The organism is Massilia sp. H6, assembly GCF_024802625.1.
GTDB lineage: Bacteria > Pseudomonadota > Gammaproteobacteria > Burkholderiales > Burkholderiaceae_D > Telluria.
In genome coordinates this window covers 1243769-1260505 of sequence record NZ_CP103371.1, presented here as the reverse complement: position 1 = coordinate 1260505, position 16737 = coordinate 1243769, and the positions used below count along the sequence as shown (strand labels likewise).

Genomic DNA, 16737 nt, shown 5'->3' with positions numbered 1-16737 from the left:
CCATGGACTTGCCACCGATCGATAGCGTAAGCGACAAGCTCAAACGGCGCGACAGGATCGAAGCGGCGATCCTGCTCGAAGCGACCCGCCTGTTCGCCGAATGCGGCTTCGAAGGCAGCACCATCGCCGCCGTGGCCGACCGCGCCGCGATGTCGAAACAAGCCCTGATGTATTATTTTCCGACCAAGCAAAGCCTGTACCAGCGCGTGCTCGACGACGTGCTCGACGACTGGCTCGAGCGCATGGCGCACCTGGCCGATGCCGATGGGGCGCCGGCCGACGTGCTGCGCGCCTATGTCGCTGCCAAGCTGCGCTTTTCGCGCGAGCAGCCCTGGGCTTCGCGCGTGTATGCGATGGAAGTCATCGGCGGCGCCAAGTTCTACGGCGACCAGATCCGCGCGCGGGTGGTGCCGCTGCTGCGCCGCGACATCGAGGTGTTCGAACGCTGGATGGCCGACGGGCGCATCGCGCGCGTGAATGCCACCCACCTGCTGTTCGCGCTGTGGGCGATGACGCAATCGTATGCCGATTTTTCCGCGCAGATGGCGCTGGTACTGGGCCGGCCGGAACTGACCGGCGCCGATTTCGAGGATGCACAACAGCTCATTGGCGACCTGGTGGTACGGGCGGTGACGGCGGCCACTGCGGCCACCTGAGCATTGTCGCTTGCGCAATGTTATCATTCGCACCATGCAGAGCTACCCCACGCCCATCCTGACCACCGACCGGCTCACCCTGCGTCCGCTGACCATGGACGACGCGCCCGATCTGTTTGCCGTGTTTTCCGATCCGGCCGTGGTGCGCTACTGGAGCGCCGAGCCGTGGATCTCGCTGGCGGACGCGCACGAGGCGATCGCGCACGCGCTCGGTGCCTACCGCGACGGAGACGAAGTGCGCTTCGGTGTCGAGCTGGCCGAGACGGGCGAGCTGATCGGCACCGTGAACCTGCACCATGTATTCCCGCAAAACCGCCGCTGCGAGGTCGGCTACGCGCTTGCCAGTCGCTGCTGGGGCAAGGGCTATGCCTGCGAAGCCCTGGGCGCGGCGCTCGACTATGCCTTCCACGAGCTGCGCCTGAACCGTATCGAAGCCGACATCGACCCGCGCAACGCGGCCTCGAGCGCGGTGCTCGAGCGCATGGGCTTTCGCAAAGAAGGCTATATGCCGGAGCGCTGGTTCGTGCACGGCGAGATGGCCGACACGGTCAACTACGGCCTGCTCAGAAGCTACTGGGATGCCCGTTCCGGCAATTGAGCCCACGGCCGTTTCCGCTTATCCTTGCTTTCGACCGCCAATGCCGGATTTCCGGCACTTCATCGGATGACCGTGGCGCGTCCGATCTGCCCGCCCTACAGTAGCACCATCAACTCAGGCAAAGGACGTGTCCCATGAAAACCTCCACTATTCACCAATCGCGCTTTCAATCCTTCGTCGCCGACATGGAACACCTCGGCCGCAAGAGCCACCGCGCCGTGCGCTCCGGCGCCCGCACCCTGGCCGCCCTGTCGTGGCCGGCGCTGCTGGCGGTAGCGATCCTGCTGGCCATTTTGTTGAGCCTGATCCCGCTGGTCTTGACGCTGTTCGTCGGCCTGCTGCTGCTCAAGCTCGTGGCCACGGCGCTGTTCGGCCGCCGCCCTGCGCAGATCGTGGAATAGGCCATGGCTGGCGCCCCGGTCAACCGCGCACTCGACTTCGTGCGCGAAGCCGTCAGCGAAACCAGCGCCCTGGCGTGGGCCTTCTTCGACTGGCTGGCCCTGGTCGAGTGGCGCCAGCTCTACGTCACCTGGTTCGTGGTCTTTGTGTTCGGCCTGTTCTTCCAGCTGACCGAACCGGCGATCTCGTTCATCCTGATCTCGTTCGGCGTCAAGGTGCTGGCCGGTGGCAAGCGCCGCGCCGAGCTCGAGGCCAAGGATGCCTCCGACAAGGCCAATATCGCCACGCTCGAGCGGCGCCTGATGGAAGCGCAGATGGCGACCTTGCAGGCCCAGGTCGAGCCGCACTTCCTGTTCAACACCCTGGCGCTGATCGGCCAGCTGATCGAGACCGATCCGGCCGCAGCGGCGCGCGTGCATGCGCACCTGATCGAATACCTGCGCTCGTCGCTGCCGCAGATGCGGGCCGGTGGCGGCGGCACGCTTGGCAAGCAGGTGGAGCTGTCGAAAGCCTACCTGGCGATCATGCAGGCGCGCATGAAAGAGCGCTTGAGCGTCCACGTTGAAGTACCAGACTTTCTGGGCAGTTCGCCGTTCCCGCCGATGATGCTGCAAACGCTCATCGAGAACGCCATCAAGCATGGGCTGGAGCCAAAGGTAGCGGGCGGCACCATCACGGTCCGGGCGCATGTGGTGGGTGCTACGCTGCACGTCGACGTGTGCGACGACGGCATCGGCTTCGACCTGCATGCCGACGAAGGCGTTGGCCTGGCCAATATCCGTGAACGCCTGGCCCTGCTGTACGGAAAGGATGCCGAGCTGGTGATCGAGATGCCCGCTGGCGGCGGCGCCTGCGCGTCGATCCGCCTGCCCTACCGGATGACGGAGTTCGACTGATGACGATCACGGCCCTGATTGCCGACGACGAAGCGCCGATGCGCGCGCAACTGCGCGCGCGCCTGCTCGAGGCCTGGCCCGAGCTGCAGATTATCGGCGAAGCCGCCAACGGCATGGAGGCGCTGGCGCTGGCCGCGCAGCACCAGCCCGACATCGCTTTCCTGGATATCCGCATGCCCGGCATGGGCGGCATCGACGCTGCGCGCCAGCTCTACGACCGCTGCCACATCGTGTTCGTGACCGCCTACGACCAGTACGCGCTGGACGCCTTTGAACAGGGCGCCATCGATTACCTGTTAAAACCGGTGACCCTGGCACGGCTACAGACCACCTGCGAGCGGGTGCGCAAGCGCCTGGACGGGTCCCCGCAAGACATCGGCGCCCAGCTGCTCGAACTGGGCACGCTGCTCAAGCAGGGGGGCGCTGCGGCAAAGCCGAACTACCTGCGCTGGATCCAGGCCCAGGTCGGCGGCAGCCTGCGCATGGTCAGTACCCGCGAGATCCTGTTCTTCCAGGCCGAAGACAAATACACCTGCGTGCAGACCGCCACCGCCCAGCTCCTGATCCGCAAGACACTCAAGGAGCTGGCAGACCAGCTCGATCCGGACGAGTTCTGGCGCATCCACCGCTCTACCCTGGTGCGGGTCGACGCCATTGCCGAAGTCACGCGCGACCTGCGCGGCCGGCAGATGCTCAAGCTGAGGGGCTTCGCCGGCGCGCTCGAAGTGAGCCGCAACCACGGGCATTTGTTCCAGCAGATGTAGCCGCCGAGAACAAATCATGCGTGGCGCAAGCGCCGTGGTGGTCGGCGATGGCGCTGTCACCGTTGACTGTGGATGACTCCGAATGCGATGCGCAGCAAGTGCAGCAGTTCAGCTCAACAGTTCAATACTCATCCATAGCTAACAGGTACAGCGCCTCGGCGATCACCATCGTATGGCTGCCGAACGCGGCGCTGCCCGGCTCGCCGCTGTGCTCGAAGAAATAAAACAGGCCTTCTTCCAGCATCAGGCGCTCGGCAAAGGCCAGGTCGCTTTCCTGGTGTTGCGTGGACAAGCTGCGCTTGGGATAGACGCCCTGGTCGGCAACCTCGAAGCGCCAGGCGCACGCCAGCTTGCCCCGGCCGGCATGGCTGCCGAACACGACGTCGAGGATGTCGAACACCGTCATATCGCGGTAGCTGCGGCTGTCCCTGCCCAGCGATAAGAATGTGCTCCATGGCGCGATCGTCAGGACATAGCGCACGACGCCGCCCCTGGCGCCGCCAGGCTCGGCTGCCGTGATGTAGCCGTGGAAGGAGCGCAGCGCGCTGAAGCTGTCGGCAGTGGGCAGTTGCAGCAGGGCCGGCTGGCCGACCAGGGCCTTGGCCGGTAGCGCGTCGCTGGCCAGGACATCGACCGTCAGGCGATAGGCTTCGCCGATTGCGCCCTCGCGGTGCACGCATTCGGCCAGCAAGCCGTCGCCCAGCAGCGTGGTCAGCCTGAGCGGGCGCGTGTCCTGGCTACAGGGGCTCGGAGACAAGCGGCGCGAAGATGGCAGTAGATTGGCGCCATGAACATGTTCTGACATCGCCTTCTCCCGGGTTTGACCTCGCGCAGATGGACGCGATGAATTGATTACACGTCGGGATCGGGGTCTTGCTCTTGCGCAGGATCAGGTCACATGCCGTGCGATAACCCAAAACAAAAGCGCTGTCGCATTTCTGCGTACAGCGCTTCGGACCGGATTGCGGCCTGCACAATTACTTGTTCAGGTCCCAGTCGCCAAAGGCATTCGGCAGTTGCTCTGCTGCCGTGGTCGTGAACACATCGCCCTTCAGGTTGGTCAGGATCACCGGCAGCGCGTTGCCGCCCAGCTCCAGGATCACCTGGCGGCAGGCGCCGCAGGGGGCGATCGGCCCCTCGGTCTGGCCAATGACGGCCAGCGCGGTGAAGTCGCCCGGTTTGTAGCCATGCGCAATCGCGCTGAAGAAGGCGGTACGCTCCGCGCAGTTGCACAGGCCATAAGACGCGTTTTCGACGTTACAGCCGCGGAAGATGCGGCCGTCTTTCGTTTCCAGTGCGGCGCCGACCTGGAATTTCGAGTACGGCGTGTAGGCCAGCTCGCGCGCGGCCCTGGCTTCGTCGATCAGTTTTTCGTAGTTCATCACGATGCTCATGGGCGAATGCTACGGTGGATCATCGGCTGCGCGGCCGGCTTGGCCGCACCGATCTGATAGGCGGCCTGCACCTGGCGCACCGCCTGCTCGGCCGCTGCCTGGGTGCGTGCATGCACCATTGCCAGCGGCTGGCCGATGACGATCTGCTCGCCCAGTTCCACCAGTCCGGTCAGGCCGACCGCGAAATCGATCGTGTCCTGCGGACGCACCCGGCCGCCGCCCAAGGCCACCACCGCCAGGCCCAGGCCCCGGGTATCGACCGATGCCGCGTAACCGGCCTGCAGTGCTGGCGCCGGCACGATCACCGGTGCGGTTTCCAGGTAGGCGTCGGGCCGCTCCATCAGGTCGGCCGGGCCGCCCAGGGCAGCGACCATGCGCGCGAAGCGCTCGGCAGCTTCGCCCGAATCGAGCGCGGCTTGCAGCCTGGCGCGGGCATCCTGTTCGTTCGTGGCGATGCGCGCGATGACCAGCATTTCGGCGCACAGCGCCATCGTTACTTCATGCAGGCGCGCAGGGCGCGATTTGCCGGTCAGGTAGTCGATCGCCACCCGCACTTCGACGGCATTGCCGGCGGCGTGGCAGAGCGACTCGTCCATGCCGGTCAGGATGGCCGAGGTGCGGGTGCCCGCGCCATTGCCCACGGCGACGATGCTCTCGGCCAGTTCGACCGATTTTTCATAAGTGGGCATGAAGGCGCCGCTGCCGACCTTCACGTCCATCACCAGCGCGTCCAGGCCGGCGGAGAGCTTCTTGGACAGGATCGAGCCGGTGATCATCGCCACCGATTCCACGGTCGCGGTGGTGTCGCGGATACTGTAAAAGCGCTTGTCGGCCGGGGCCAGCTGCGCGGTCTGGCCGATGATGGCCACGCCGACTTCCTTGACGATGGTGCGAAACAGTTCCGGATCGGGCACGGTGCTGTAGCCCGGGATCGAATCGAACTTGTCGAGCGTGCCGCCGGTATGGCCCAGGCCGCGCCCCGAAATCATCGGCACGAAGCCGCCGCAGGCGGCGACCATCGGGCCGAGCATGAGCGAGACCACGTCGCCGACGCCGCCGGTCGAGTGCTTGTCGACCACCGGGCCCGGCAGGTCGAGCGATGTCCATTCCAGCACCTGGCCGGAGTCGCGCATCGCCAGCGTAAAGGCGACCCGTTCGTCCATGCTCATGTCATTGAAGTACACCGCCATCGCCAGGGCCGCGATCTGGCCTTCGGTAACCGTATTGTCCGGAATGCCGCGCACAAAGAACTGGATTTCCTCGGCGCTCAGGGCGCCGCCATCGCGCTTTTTGCGGATGATTTCTTGGGGGAGAAACATGTAATCCTTTAAAAAAACCTGGCGTGGACGCCAACAATCCCATCACACGCCGTAAGGGATCCAGACATTTTTTACCTGGCTGGCATGCTGCAGCACCGCGCGTCCGCAGGCCTGCTTGGCATCGAACCAGTCGCGTCCCTTGGCGCCACCCACCCAGGTGCGCTTGAGCGAATCGGCCGACAGGCGTTCGACTTCGGCGCAGCCTTCGAGCGAGGCATCGTGGCGCCATACGGCGTCGACGTCGCCGTGCGAGGCCAGCGTGCGCGCCAGTTCGCTGGCCGAGCCGGTCACGATATTGAGCACGCCGCCCGGCAGGTCCGAGGTATCGAGCACCTGGTACAGGTCGAGCGCCGACAGCGGATGCGCTTCCGATGGCACCGCCACCACACGGTTGCCCAGCGCGATCGCCGGCGCCACCAGCGAGATGAAGCCCAGCAGCGGGTTTTCGCTCGGGCAGATGATGCCGATCACGCCAACCGGCTCGTTCAGCGCCACGGTAATGCCATGCATCGGCGGCTGGTGGGCGGCGCCGTCGTACTTGTCGCACCATGCGGCCCAATAGAACAGGCGCTCGATCGAGGCCTGCACTTCGCGGGCGGCGTCGCGCGCGCCGGTTTGCGCGGCGATGCGGGCGGCGAATTCGTCGGCGCGGATCGCCAGGTTCTCGGCCATGTAGTACAGCACCTGGGCGCGGTTGTGCGCGGTCGCTTTCGACCAGCCGGCTGCCTTGTGCGCCGCTTCCACGGCATTGCGGATGTCCTTGCGGTTGCCTTCGCCAATGTCGGCCAGGAAGGCGCCGTCGGCGCCGGCGATCGCGCGGCTGTAGGCGCCGTCGGGGCGGGTCTGCTTGCCGCCGATGTAGAGCTTGGCGGTGCGGTCGACGGCGAAGCCGTGGCCCTGTTCCGAGCTGACGCGGCCCTGGACCAGGCCGGCCGCGGTAGCTTTTGGTGCGGCAGGACGCGCATCTTCCGACACCGGCGTCAGATACTCGTACATGCCTTCCTTGCCGCCTTCGCGGCCAAAGCCCGATTCCTTGTAGCCGCCGAAGCCGCAGGCAGCGTCGAACTGGTTGGCGGTGTTGATCCACACCACGCCGGCCTTGATCTGCGGCGCGACGTCGAGCGCCAGCGAGATCGATTCCGACCATACGCAGGCGGCTAGGCCGTACACGGTGTTGTTGGCCAGCTGTACCGCCTCATGCGGGGTGCGGAAGCTCATCGCCACCAGCACCGGGCCGAAGATCTCGGCCTGGGCCACGGCGGCCGACGTCGACGCGCCCGTGATCAGGGTCGGCAAGTACCACGAGCCGGTTTCCGGCAGGTCGCAGGCCGGCTGCCACACTTCGCAGCCTTCGGCACGGCTTGATTCCACCAGCTCGTGGATACGCTGCTGCTGCACCGGGTCGACCAGGGCGCCGATGTCGTTCGATTTGTCCAGCGGCGAACCCACGCGCAGGTTCTGCATGCGCAGCTTGACCTTGGCGATGAAGCGGTCATAGACCGATTCCTGCACCAGCAGGCGCGAACCGGCGCAGCACACTTGCCCCTGGTTGAACCAGATCGAATCGACCAGGCCTTCGACCGCGGCATCCAGGTCGGCGTCGTCGAAGACGATGAACGGCGACTTGCCGCCCAGTTCCAGCGACAGCTTCTTGCCGGTGCCGGCGGTGGCCTTCCTGATGATGCGGCCGACTTCGGTCGAACCGGTGAAGGCCAGCTTGTCGATGCCAGGATGATTCACGATCGCTTCGCCCACGGCGCCGTCGCCGGTGACGATATTGACCACGCCGCTAGGCACGCCGGCCTGCTGGCAGATCTCGGCGAACAGCAGCGCGGTAAGCGGCGTGTACTCGGCCGGCTTGAACACGACGGTGTTGCCGGCGGCCAGCGCCGGTGCGATTTTCCATGCCAGCATCAGGAGCGGGAAATTCCACGGCACGATCTGGCCGACCACGCCGACGGCGCGGTACTCCGGGAATTCTTCCGACTGCAGCGCAGCCCAGCCGGCGTGATGGTAGAAGTGCCTGCTTGCCAGCGGCAAGTCGGCATCGCGCGTTTCGCGGATGGTCTTGCCGTTATCCAGGGTTTCGAGCACCGCGAACAGGCGCGCGTGCTTTTGCAGCAGGCGCGCCAGCGAATACATGATGCGCGCGCGGCCATGGCCCTGCAACGCCACCCAGCCCGGCTGCGCGCGGCGTGCGGCCTGCACGGCGCGCTCGACGTCGTCGCTGCTGGCTTGCGTAACTTGCGCCAGCTCGCTGCCGTCGGCAGGATTGCTGGTGGCGAAGGTGGTGGCGCCGGCAGCTGCGGCATCGGTCCAGGCGCCGTCGATGAACAGCCCGAAACGGCGTCCATGCTGGTCCAGCCACGCCGTTGCTTCCTTGGTGCTTTCTGGTGCGGGGCCGTAATCCATGGTCTGAAGAATCTCTTTAATAGTTGGCATGACGAATCCGTTGGTATTTAAGGTTGCGCGTGGCGATGGGCGGCCGAATAGTTGCCGGTGACGTAGTGCTCGAGCTGGCGCTCGATGTCGGTCATCAGGCTCGATGCGCCGATCCGGAACAGGTGCGGCTGCAGCCAGTCGTTGCCGAGTTCTTCTTTCATCACGGTCAGGTATTGCAGCGCGCTCTTGGCGGTGGAGACGCCGCCCGCCGGCTTGTAACCCACCTGGAAGCCGGTCTGCTCGTAGTAGTCGCGGATCGCACGGGTCATCACCAGGGACACCGGGATGGTCGCGTTGACGCCTTCCTTGCCGGTCGAGGTCTTGATGAAATCGGCGCCGGCCATCATGCAGACCCAGGAAGCCTTGGCCACGTTTTCCAGCGTGACGATGTCGCCGGTGGCGAGGATCGCCTTGACGTGCGCATCGCCGCAGGCCTGGCGGTAGGCCAGCATCTCGTTGTACAGCGCCTGCCAGTTACCCATCAGCACGTGCTGGCGGGTGATCACGATGTCGATCTCGGTCGCGCCAGCGGCCACCGACAGCTCGATCTCGCGCAGCTTGGTCTCGAGGCTCGACAGGCCGGCCGGAAAGGCGGTCGATACCGCGGCGATCGGCAAGCGCCCTTGCAGCACTTTTACCGCAGGCGTGATCATCTCGTGGTACACGCAGACCGCGCCGGTGGTCAAGCTCTCGATGCCGAGCGCTTGCATCAGGTCGGTGCGCAGCGGGCGCATCGCCTTCATGCACAGGCGCTCGACGCGGCCCGGGGTGTCGTCGCCGCCCAGGGTCGTCAAGTCCATGCACTCGACCGCGCGGATCAGCCACGCGGCCTGGTATTCTTTCTTCACCGTGCGGCGGTTGGCCATGCTGGCGGCGCGGCGGTCGGCCGCATTGCGGTTGACCTTGATGCTATTGACCCAACCAAGGTCGAGCGGGGCGGCGATATTACGTTTGAAGTCCAATGGCTGGGTCATAGCTGTGCAGTTCCGTTCGAAAGGGGTTTGACGCCAAGGTGCTTGGCGAGGGTTGCGCCGATATCCGAGAAGGTCGATGCGATCGGCAATTCCTGCGCGGGGACGTTCGGGCCGAAGAAGATCATCGGGATATGCTCGCGGGTGTGGTCCGAACCCGGCGCGGTCGGGTCGCAGCCATGGTCGGCGGTGATCACGCACAGGTCGCCGTCCTTGAGCTTGGCCATGAATTCGGGCATGCGCGCATCGAGTTCGTGCAGCGCGTTGGCATAGCCGGCGACGTCGCGCCGGTGGCCGAAGTGCATGTCGAAGTCGACGAAATTGACAAAGGTGAGCGATTGTTCCGGTGCGGTCTCGAGCTCTTCGAGCAGGCGATCGAACAGCGCCATGTTGTCGACGCCTTTCACCAGTTTGGTCACGCCTTGCGCGGCGAAGATGTCGCTGATCTTGCCCAGCGCGATGACCTCGCCGCCGGCATCCTTGACGTGGTCGAGCAGGGTCGGCGCGGTCGGCGGCACGGCGTAGTCGTGGCGATTCGAAGTGCGCTTGTACTTGCCGTTGGCCCCTTCGAAAGGACGCGCGATCACGCGGCCGATGTTGTAGGGCTTGACCAGCTCATAGGCTGCTTCGCACACCGCATACAGGCGCTCCAGACCAAAGTGTTCCTCGTGGGCGGCGATCTGCAGCACCGAGTCGGCCGAGGTGTACAGGATCGGCTTGCCGCTGGCGACGTGCTCGTCGCCCAGTTCGTCGATGATGGTGGTGCCCGAGGCGTGGCAGTTGCCCAGCCAGCCAGGAACGCCGGTGAGCTCCTGGAGCCGATCCGTCAGCTCCTGCGGGAAGCTCGGCACCGTCTTCGGAAAATACCCCCAGTCGAACAGCACTGGCACACCGGCGATTTCCCAGTGGCCGCTCTGGGTATCCTTGCCGGTCGACTGCTCGCGCGCGGCGCCCCAGGCACCGGTGAACCCGTCGCGCTGGTCAAAACCCGCGGCCCATTCGCCGCTGGCCTTGTGCGCGGCAGCAGCCAGGCCGAGGCGTTCCAGATTGGGCAGCGACATCGGCTTGCCCTCTTGCGCGGCCCATGCGGCGATGTGGCCGAAGGTATTGGCGCCGGTGTCGCCGTATTGGTCGGCATCGGGCAAGGCGCCGAGGCCGAACGAGTCGAGCAGGAGAATGAAAGCACGTGACATGGGTTCGCTCGCTGTAAATTAGTTGGCGGAACTACGCGGGGTCGCGCCCAGGCGCTCGATGAACGCGTGGATCAGGGTAACCAGGTCCTTGGCCGCGATGGCGGCATATTTCAGGGTCTGCTCGTGCGACAGCGGGAATGGGGTCAAGCCTTCGGCCAGGTTGGTCACTGCCGAGACGCCGGCCACTTTCAGGCCACAGTGCCGCGCGGCGATCACTTCCGGCACCACCGACATGCCGACCACGTCGGCGCCAAGGGTCTTGAAGGCGCGGATTTCGGCGGCGGTCTCGAAGTTCGGGCCCGGACAGGCCAGGTAGACGCCTTCGTTGAGGGTGATTCCCTTGCTTGCCGCGGTTTCCTTGATCATCGAGCGCAGCTCGGCATCGTAGGCATTGGCCATGCTGAAAAAGCGCGGGCCGAAGCGGTCGTCGTTCGGACCCGACATCGGGCTGCCCGGCAGCAGGTTGATATGGTCGTTGAGCACCACGACGCTGCCGGCATCGACTTCGGGACGAAGCGAGCCGGCGGCATTGGTCACGAACAGCATTTCGCAGCCGATCAGCTTAAAGGTGCGCACGGCGGAGGTCATCACGCTGGCGCCATAGCCTTCATAAAAGTGACCACGGCCCTTCATGCACACCACCGGCACGCCAGCCAGCTCACCGAGTACCAGCTCGCCCGCGTGGCCATGCACGGTGCTGATCGGGAAGCCCGGCAGGTCGGCATAGCTGATCGAGACGGCATCGGTCATCTGCTCGGCGAGCACGCCCAGGCCGGAGCCCAGGATCATCGCCACGCGCGGTTGAAAGCCGGGTTTGCGGGCCTGGATGACTTCTGCTGCTTCGAATGGGGTATTGCTGAACATGGTTGTTCCTTGTCGTAAAGCGGAATGCGGGAGACGGGATGAAGGGGCAGGCGCCGGAAGGTGCTACAGAGCAGCAGCACGCGGCACATATCAGCCGGAATATTATAACTATGCACGATGGCCAATATGTATGGCAAATACCATTTTTCTTGTCGATTTATTCGTTTTAAAAATATATTATCAGTAAGTTCAAGGTATTTGACAGCACCATGACACTTGTCTAGCATGCTCAAACAGTTGTTTAACCCCTACCCAAGCGCGACCGTGACCGACTTGCCCAAAAAAGAACAGTTGTACGAGCTGATCCGCGCCAATCCCTTTATCTCGCAGCAGGATCTGGCCAGCGCACTGGGGCTGTCGCGCTCGGCAGTTGCCAACTATATCGCCACGCTGGTGCGCGAACGCCGCATCCTCGGGCGCGCCTACGTGCTGCCAGACCAGCGTCCGATCCTGTGTATCGGCGCGGCGAATCTCGACCGCAAGCTGCGCAGCGTGGGGCCGCTGGTGCCCGGCAGCTCGAATCCGGCCACCCAGGATGAATCTTTCGGCGGCGTCGCCCGCAACATCGCCGAGAACCTGGCGCGCCTGGGGGCCCCGACCGCCTTGATCACGGCGGTCGGCAACGATGCCTCGGGCCGCGCCCTGCTGGCCCATGCCGAGGACGCCGGGATCGACACCCGCGGCGCGCTGCGCCTCGATGGCGCCAGCAGCGGCACCTATACCGCGGTGCTCGACCAGCACGGCGAATTGATGGTGGCCCTGGCCGACATGGCGCTCAACGACCGGCTCACGCCAGCCTTTTTGGCAACGCGCCAGCAGCAGCGCGCCGGCGCCGCGCTGGTAGTGGCCGACCTGAACCTGCCGACCGAGAGCATCGCCGCCCTGCTCGACGAGGCGGCGCGCAGCAGCGTGGCGCTGGTACTGGTGGCGGTATCCGAACCGAAGATGGCGCGCCTGCCCGCCAGCTTGCTTGGGCTGCGGCTGCTGATCCTGAACGAGGGCGAACTGGCCGCGCGCGTTGGCCGTGCGCTGGGCACCGATGCCGACCTCGATGCCGCCTGCGCCGAACTCCAGCGCCAGGGAGCGCAGGACGTGGTCGTCACGCGCGGCATGCGCGGTGCGTGCTACACCTCGCCCAGCGGCGTGATGCACCTGGCAGCGCCGAGCGTCGACGTGGTCGACGTCACCGGAGCCGGCGACGCCTTTGCCGCCGCGCTGTGCTGGTCGCTCCATGGCGGCGGCAGTGAAGGCGGCGCCAGTGAAGGCGGCGACCTGGCACTGGCCTGCCGCCGCGGGCTGCGGCTGTCGGCCATGACCATCGAATGCAGGCAGACTGTCTGTCCGGCGCTGGCAATGGGCCACCTGGACGGCGTCACCGACGAACCCACCGAACCCGTATTGGACTAAGCATGCACTCTTTCCTCCTGTTCTCGCCCGAAGTGGCCGCCGCGCGCACCGCCGGCAAAGCGGTCGTCGCGTTGGAGTCGACCATCATTTCGCATGGCATGCCCTACCCGCAGAACGTGCACACCGCGCGCGAGGTCGAGCAGATCATTCGCGACGCCGGCGCGGTACCGGCCACGATTGCCATCATGGGCGGCAAGATCTGCGTCGGCCTCTCGCCTGAGCAACTGGAATTGCTCGGCTCTTCGCCCGATGCCATGAAAGTCAGCCGCCGCGACCTGGCCTATGTGCTGGCGCAGCAGCGCCTCGGCGCCACCACCGTGGCCGCGACCATGATCTGCGCGCAGCTGGCCGGCATCGAAGTGTTCGTCACCGGCGGCATCGGCGGCGTGCACCGCGGCGCCGAGACCAGCTTCGACATCTCGGCCGACCTTCAGGAGCTCGCCCACACCAGCGTGGCCGTGGTCTGCGCCGGCGTCAAATCGATCCTCGACATCGGCCTGACGCTCGAATGCCTCGAGACCCATGGGGTGCCGGTGGTGAGCGTCGGCCAGCCGGGCTTTCCGGCCTTTTTTACCCGCGACAGTGGCTTCCAGGCCGACTTCCAGCTCGATACGCCAGAAGAACAGGCGAGCTTCATCCGCACCAAGTGGCAGCTCGGCCTGGCCGGCGGCGTGGTGGTGAGCAACCCGGTACCGCGCGATGCGGCCATGCCGGCGGAAGAAATCGACACGATCATCGGGCAGGCGCTGGCAGAAGCGGATGTGCAAGGCGTCAAGGGCAAGGCGGTCACGCCCTTTTTGCTGGCGCGCATCAAGGAGCTGACGCAGGGGCGCAGCCTGGCAACCAATATCGCCCTGGTCAAGCATAACGCGCTGGTCGGCGCGCGCATGGCGGTGGCGCTGGGCGCCCTGCCATCGGTATCGGTTCCGGCGTAAAGGGCGCAGCCCCATGTCGATCGACCTGAAACAGCTGCGCTACTTCCTTGCCGTGGCCGAAGAGAAAAGCTTCTCGCGCGCGGCCGAACGCCTGCACATCTCGCAGCCGCCCCTGAGCCAGCAGATCATGAAACTCGAAAGCGAACTGGGGGTGCGCCTGTTTACCCGCACCACGCGCAGCTTCGAACTGACGGTGGCGGGCAAGGCACTGATGGGCGAAGCGGCCGAGCTGCTGGCCAAGATGCGCATGACGATCGACACCATCCGCCAGATCGACCGCGGCGAAGTCGGGCGTCTACGGGTGGGCATCGTCGGCTCGGCAATGTGGGGGCCGATACCCGGCCTGCTCGAGCAGTTCCAGAGCCAGTACCCGCGCGTGACCTGGACCATCCACGAGCTGGGGCCGAACGACCAGTGGGAAGCGCTGCGCGCGCGCCAGATCGACGTCGGCTTCTGGCGCGAGCCGCGCATCGAGCCCGATGTGCTCAAGCAGGCCAACCTGCGCCAGGACCTGTGCTCGCGCGAAGACGTCTGCGTGGCGATCAGCGATCGCCACCGGCTGGCGCAGCAGGATGCGATCGAGCTGATCGACATCGCCCATGAACCCATGCTGACCCTGCACCTGGACCAGTCGGCCGAACCGCGCTACCTGATCCAGTGCTGCGTCAATGCCGGCTTCGAGCCGACCATCTTCCAGGAGGCGACCGAGCCGCAGACGCTGCTGGCCATGGTCGGCGCGGGCCTGGGAGTGGCGTTGCTGCCGCAAACCACCAGCCGCATCGGTTGGCCGGGCGTGCGCTTCCTGCCGATCCGGACCGATGCGCCCTCGGCCAACCTGTACATTACTTACCTGGCCCAGGACGACGCGCCAGTGGTACGGGCGTTCTTGAACATCCTGTTTCCGGAAGCGGGCGCGCAGCCGGCCGGAGCCTGACGCTCCAGGCGCGAAGCTTATTTTCGCTTGATTTCGACGGCGACGGTATCGAGCGAGGCGAGCTGGTGGCGCCGCTCGGCGGGCCGAGTCAGGACCCGCATCGTGATTTCCAGCGGAACCCCGATGCCGGCCAGTTCGCTGGCGGCGCGCGGGCGCCCTTCGCTGGCGGCCTCGTGGATGGCGGCATCGATCAGCAGTGCAGTTTTATAGTCGCTTCGTCGGTCCATGCAACAATCCTAGCATTCTTTGTGCATGGCGCTGTCACCGTTGGCTATGGATGACTCCGAATGCGATACGCAGCAAGTGCTCGACGGAAGTGACCCGCCCGCCATCGAGTGCCCAATGCCAGCCCAGGTAATTGGGCAGCCAACGCGAGGCAACCCCGTGGAACCGCGCCAGCCATTGGCGCAAGCGCCGGTGGTAAGCGTTGACGTTCTGGACATGGATCGCGCCCCACTTACTGAACCGAACCCGCTCGCCGGAGCGCAGGTTGACCGCCTGGTGGGCAATGCCGCGCTGGCGGGCGAACGCACGGTAGGCGGCGTGCGAGTCGGTGACCAGAAGCGCTTGCGGGGCCAGCTTCGGCAACAGGTGTTGCACCAGTTGGGTCACTTTCAGGGCGCCGCGTCCGGTAACCGCGTCGATGGTCTGTCCACTGCGGTCGCGCGCGACCAGGATGCAGTCGAGGTGGCGCGAGATGCCGGGCAAGCTGGCCCGGCCGCCTCGCTTGCGCGGCGGGCGACCGAGTGTGCGCGAGCCTTTTTGCGATTCGAGCAAAAACATTTCGTCGGCCTCGACGATGCCGCCGAGCTGCGCTGGCCGGTCATGCTTGACCCGGTCCAGGAAGCGATGGCGCCAACGAAACGCCGTGTTGCGATGGACGCCAACCCGCTTGGCGGCGTCGCGCACCGGCCTTGAATCGAGCACGGCGCCGAGGTAGTCGAGCCACTTGCCGCGCAGCCTGAGCCGCGCCAGCGGCGTGCCACTCAGGTCGTTAAAGGTGCGTCGGCATTGGCAGCAGCGAAAACGTTGCAGGTCGTTGGCCTGGCCGTGCCGGTGGTAGTGCTGGCAGCCGCACTGCGGACAGCGCCGCCCTTTCGAACGGATCTGCCCGATCAGGGCGATCACCCGGTCGAGGCCGGCTGCGGGATGCAGGGAATCGAGCATCTGCAGCCGCTGGGCCTGGTTGAGCATGGGAAGCTGGGCAAACAGCTTGGCGAACTTGGGCGCTTTCATCCACCACTCCCTATCGGGATCGACCGGGGTTGGACCGCAAAATAGCTCAGCAGTTCAGCTCAGCAGTTCAGTGCTCATCCATAGCCAACGGGGACAGCGCCTTGTGCATGGCGCAAGGTGCGACAGATATCTGGACGGTAGACTATTCGACCGGAAAAGTCGGCCTTGGGGAAAGTTTCGTTGAAATTAAGTTAAAAATTTCAACTTTCTTTGTTCTGCGTTACTTTGCGCACGGTCGGCGCTGACGTTTTAGTGCAGAATCTTGTCAAAACGTGAATACTTAAACAACCCCTCATCCAAGGAGCACACCATGAAAAAAACGACCGCTACCATTTCCGCCCTGATGCTGGCCGTTGCCGTGATGGCGACCGGCTGCAAGAAAGCCGACGACAATCCAAACATGGGCCCTGCCCAGGAAGCCGGCGCCGCCATTGACCACGCTGGCGCAGAAGTTGCTGCAGAAACCCGCGAAGCCGCCCGCGAAACCGAAGCTGCCGCCGACCGCGCTGCTGCCAACGTCGACGCTGCCGCTGAACGCGCTGGCGACAACCTCCAGGCAGCTGGCGCCGAAGTGCGCCAGGAAACGCGCGAAGCCGCTGCTGAAGTGCGCGCCGCGTCGGACAAACTGGGCGACAAGACTGGCGCCGTGCTGGAAGATGCCGGCGAGCGTCTGCAAGAAAAGAAGTAATCGCGACGTCTGCGAGCGCATCAAGAATCCGGGGCTGCGGC

Annotated in this window: 18 protein-coding genes; 9 read left to right on the top strand and 9 right to left on the bottom strand. The window is 65.3% G+C overall.

What is annotated here, in order from left to right:
- The first annotated feature begins 2 nt into the window (after window positions 1-2).
- The 5 genes from NRS07_RS05675 (at window position 3) to NRS07_RS05655 (ending at window position 3313) form a co-directional block, all read left to right on the top strand.
- Complete coding sequence (locus tag NRS07_RS05675) at window positions 3-656, top strand: TetR/AcrR family transcriptional regulator (protein WP_259211719.1); 654 nt, start codon at window positions 3-5, stop codon at window positions 654-656.
- 34 nt (window positions 657-690) lie between these two features.
- On the top strand, window positions 691-1254 hold the full coding sequence (locus NRS07_RS05670; protein WP_259211718.1) for a GNAT family N-acetyltransferase: 564 nt from the start codon (window positions 691-693) through the stop codon (window positions 1252-1254).
- A gap of 134 nt (window positions 1255-1388) precedes the next feature.
- Entirely contained in the window at window positions 1389-1655 is a 267-nt protein-coding gene (locus tag NRS07_RS05665; RefSeq protein WP_259211717.1) for a hypothetical protein, read from the top strand.
- A 3-nt stretch (window positions 1656-1658) separates the two neighbouring features.
- Complete coding sequence (locus NRS07_RS05660) at window positions 1659-2549, top strand: sensor histidine kinase (RefSeq protein ID WP_259211715.1); 891 nt, start codon at window positions 1659-1661, stop codon at window positions 2547-2549.
- Complete coding sequence (locus tag NRS07_RS05655; protein ID WP_259211714.1) at window positions 2549-3313, top strand: LytTR family DNA-binding domain-containing protein; 765 nt, start codon at window positions 2549-2551, stop codon at window positions 3311-3313. The genes NRS07_RS05660 and NRS07_RS05655 overlap by 1 nt, the downstream gene beginning before the upstream one ends.
- Before the next feature lie 121 nt (window positions 3314-3434).
- Here the strand turns inward: NRS07_RS05655 and NRS07_RS05650 are convergent, their stop codons facing one another.
- From NRS07_RS05650 to xapA, 7 genes are all read right to left on the bottom strand, one after another.
- Complete coding sequence (locus NRS07_RS05650; protein ID WP_259211712.1) at window positions 3435-4118, bottom strand: phage late control D family protein; 684 nt, start codon at window positions 4116-4118, stop codon at window positions 3435-3437.
- Window positions 4119-4290: 172 nt separating this feature from the next.
- Window positions 4291-4695, bottom strand: a complete 405-nt coding sequence (locus NRS07_RS05645) for a cytidine deaminase (protein WP_259213027.1) — start codon at window positions 4693-4695, stop codon at window positions 4291-4293.
- 8 nt (window positions 4696-4703) lie between these two features.
- Complete coding sequence (deoA, locus tag NRS07_RS05640) at window positions 4704-6026, bottom strand: thymidine phosphorylase (RefSeq protein WP_259211710.1); 1323 nt, start codon at window positions 6024-6026, stop codon at window positions 4704-4706.
- Between the two features lie 42 nt (window positions 6027-6068).
- Window positions 6069-8468 carry an aldehyde dehydrogenase family protein gene (locus NRS07_RS05635; protein ID WP_373889858.1) on the bottom strand — a complete coding sequence of 800 codons (2400 nt, stop codon included), beginning with the start codon at window positions 8466-8468 and terminating at the stop codon, window positions 6069-6071.
- Window positions 8469-8485: 17 nt separating this feature from the next.
- Window positions 8486-9442 carry a deoxyribose-phosphate aldolase gene (gene deoC, locus NRS07_RS05630; protein WP_259211708.1) on the bottom strand — a complete coding sequence of 319 codons (957 nt, stop codon included), beginning with the start codon at window positions 9440-9442 and terminating at the stop codon, window positions 8486-8488.
- Window positions 9439-10632 carry a phosphopentomutase gene (locus tag NRS07_RS05625; protein WP_259211706.1) on the bottom strand — a complete coding sequence of 398 codons (1194 nt, stop codon included), beginning with the start codon at window positions 10630-10632 and terminating at the stop codon, window positions 9439-9441. The genes deoC and NRS07_RS05625 overlap by 4 nt, the downstream gene beginning before the upstream one ends.
- An 18-nt stretch (window positions 10633-10650) precedes the next feature.
- A complete protein-coding gene (gene xapA / locus NRS07_RS05620; RefSeq protein ID WP_259211705.1) occupies window positions 10651-11496 on the bottom strand; it encodes a xanthosine phosphorylase in 846 nt (281 codons plus the stop codon).
- A gap of 225 nt (window positions 11497-11721) precedes the next feature.
- On the opposite strand from xapA, the gene NRS07_RS05615 reads away from it, so the two are divergent.
- The 3 genes from NRS07_RS05615 to NRS07_RS05605 are packed head-to-tail and all read left to right on the top strand — an operon-like array spanning window position 11722 to window position 14772.
- The gene (locus NRS07_RS05615) at window positions 11722-12903 is read left to right on the top strand and encodes a carbohydrate kinase (protein WP_259211702.1); all 1182 of its coding nucleotides are present in this window, start codon (window positions 11722-11724) and stop codon (window positions 12901-12903) included.
- Window positions 12904-12905: 2 nt separating this feature from the next.
- On the top strand, window positions 12906-13838 hold the full coding sequence (locus tag NRS07_RS05610; protein WP_259211700.1) for a pseudouridine-5'-phosphate glycosidase: 933 nt from the start codon (window positions 12906-12908) through the stop codon (window positions 13836-13838).
- A 13-nt stretch (window positions 13839-13851) separates the two neighbouring features.
- Window positions 13852-14772: a LysR family transcriptional regulator gene (locus tag NRS07_RS05605; RefSeq protein ID WP_259211699.1), complete on the top strand. Its 921-nt coding sequence runs from the start codon at window positions 13852-13854 to the stop codon at window positions 14770-14772.
- Between the two features lie 17 nt (window positions 14773-14789).
- On the opposite strand, the gene NRS07_RS05600 is transcribed toward NRS07_RS05605, so the two are convergent.
- Both NRS07_RS05600 and NRS07_RS05595 read right to left on the bottom strand, forming a co-directional pair.
- Complete coding sequence (locus NRS07_RS05600; protein WP_259211698.1) at window positions 14790-14999, bottom strand: hypothetical protein; 210 nt, start codon at window positions 14997-14999, stop codon at window positions 14790-14792.
- Window positions 15000-15033: 34 nt separating this feature from the next.
- Window positions 15034-16008, bottom strand: a complete 975-nt coding sequence (locus NRS07_RS05595; protein ID WP_259211697.1) for an IS1595 family transposase — start codon at window positions 16006-16008, stop codon at window positions 15034-15036.
- A gap of 310 nt (window positions 16009-16318) precedes the next feature.
- Here NRS07_RS05595 and NRS07_RS05590 point away from each other — a divergent pair, with 310 nt between their 5' ends.
- Entirely contained in the window at window positions 16319-16696 is a 378-nt protein-coding gene (locus NRS07_RS05590) for a hypothetical protein (protein WP_259211696.1), read from the top strand.
- Window positions 16697-16737 lie beyond the last annotated feature (41 nt).

Coding starts and splice junctions, on each gene's coding strand:
- NRS07_RS05605 (WP_259211699.1), top strand. CDS start 13,852: ATGTCGATCGACCTGAAACAGCTGCGCTACTTCCTTGCCGTGGCCGAA.
- NRS07_RS05675 (WP_259211719.1), top strand. CDS start 3: ATGGACTTGCCACCGATCGATAGCGTAAGCGACAAGCTCAAACGGCGC.
- NRS07_RS05655 (WP_259211714.1), top strand. CDS start 2,549: ATGACGATCACGGCCCTGATTGCCGACGACGAAGCGCCGATGCGCGCG.
- NRS07_RS05670 (WP_259211718.1), top strand. CDS start 691: ATGCAGAGCTACCCCACGCCCATCCTGACCACCGACCGGCTCACCCTG.
- NRS07_RS05650 (WP_259211712.1), bottom strand. CDS start 4,118: ATGTCAGAACATGTTCATGGCGCCAATCTACTGCCATCTTCGCGCCGC.
- NRS07_RS05590 (WP_259211696.1), top strand. CDS start 16,319: ATGAAAAAAACGACCGCTACCATTTCCGCCCTGATGCTGGCCGTTGCC.
- xapA (WP_259211705.1), bottom strand. CDS start 11,496: ATGTTCAGCAATACCCCATTCGAAGCAGCAGAAGTCATCCAGGCCCGC.
- NRS07_RS05615 (WP_259211702.1), top strand. CDS start 11,722: ATGCTCAAACAGTTGTTTAACCCCTACCCAAGCGCGACCGTGACCGAC.
- NRS07_RS05595 (WP_259211697.1), bottom strand. CDS start 16,008: ATGAAAGCGCCCAAGTTCGCCAAGCTGTTTGCCCAGCTTCCCATGCTC.
- NRS07_RS05600 (WP_259211698.1), bottom strand. CDS start 14,999: ATGGACCGACGAAGCGACTATAAAACTGCACTGCTGATCGATGCCGCC.
- NRS07_RS05635 (WP_373889858.1), bottom strand. CDS start 8,468: ATGCCAACTATTAAAGAGATTCTTCAGACCATGGATTACGGCCCCGCA.
- NRS07_RS05665 (WP_259211717.1), top strand. CDS start 1,389: ATGAAAACCTCCACTATTCACCAATCGCGCTTTCAATCCTTCGTCGCC.
- deoA (WP_259211710.1), bottom strand. CDS start 6,026: ATGTTTCTCCCCCAAGAAATCATCCGCAAAAAGCGCGATGGCGGCGCC.
- NRS07_RS05610 (WP_259211700.1), top strand. CDS start 12,906: ATGCACTCTTTCCTCCTGTTCTCGCCCGAAGTGGCCGCCGCGCGCACC.
- NRS07_RS05645 (WP_259213027.1), bottom strand. CDS start 4,695: ATGAACTACGAAAAACTGATCGACGAAGCCAGGGCCGCGCGCGAGCTG.
- NRS07_RS05625 (WP_259211706.1), bottom strand. CDS start 10,632: ATGTCACGTGCTTTCATTCTCCTGCTCGACTCGTTCGGCCTCGGCGCC.
- deoC (WP_259211708.1), bottom strand. CDS start 9,442: ATGACCCAGCCATTGGACTTCAAACGTAATATCGCCGCCCCGCTCGAC.
- NRS07_RS05660 (WP_259211715.1), top strand. CDS start 1,659: ATGGCTGGCGCCCCGGTCAACCGCGCACTCGACTTCGTGCGCGAAGCC.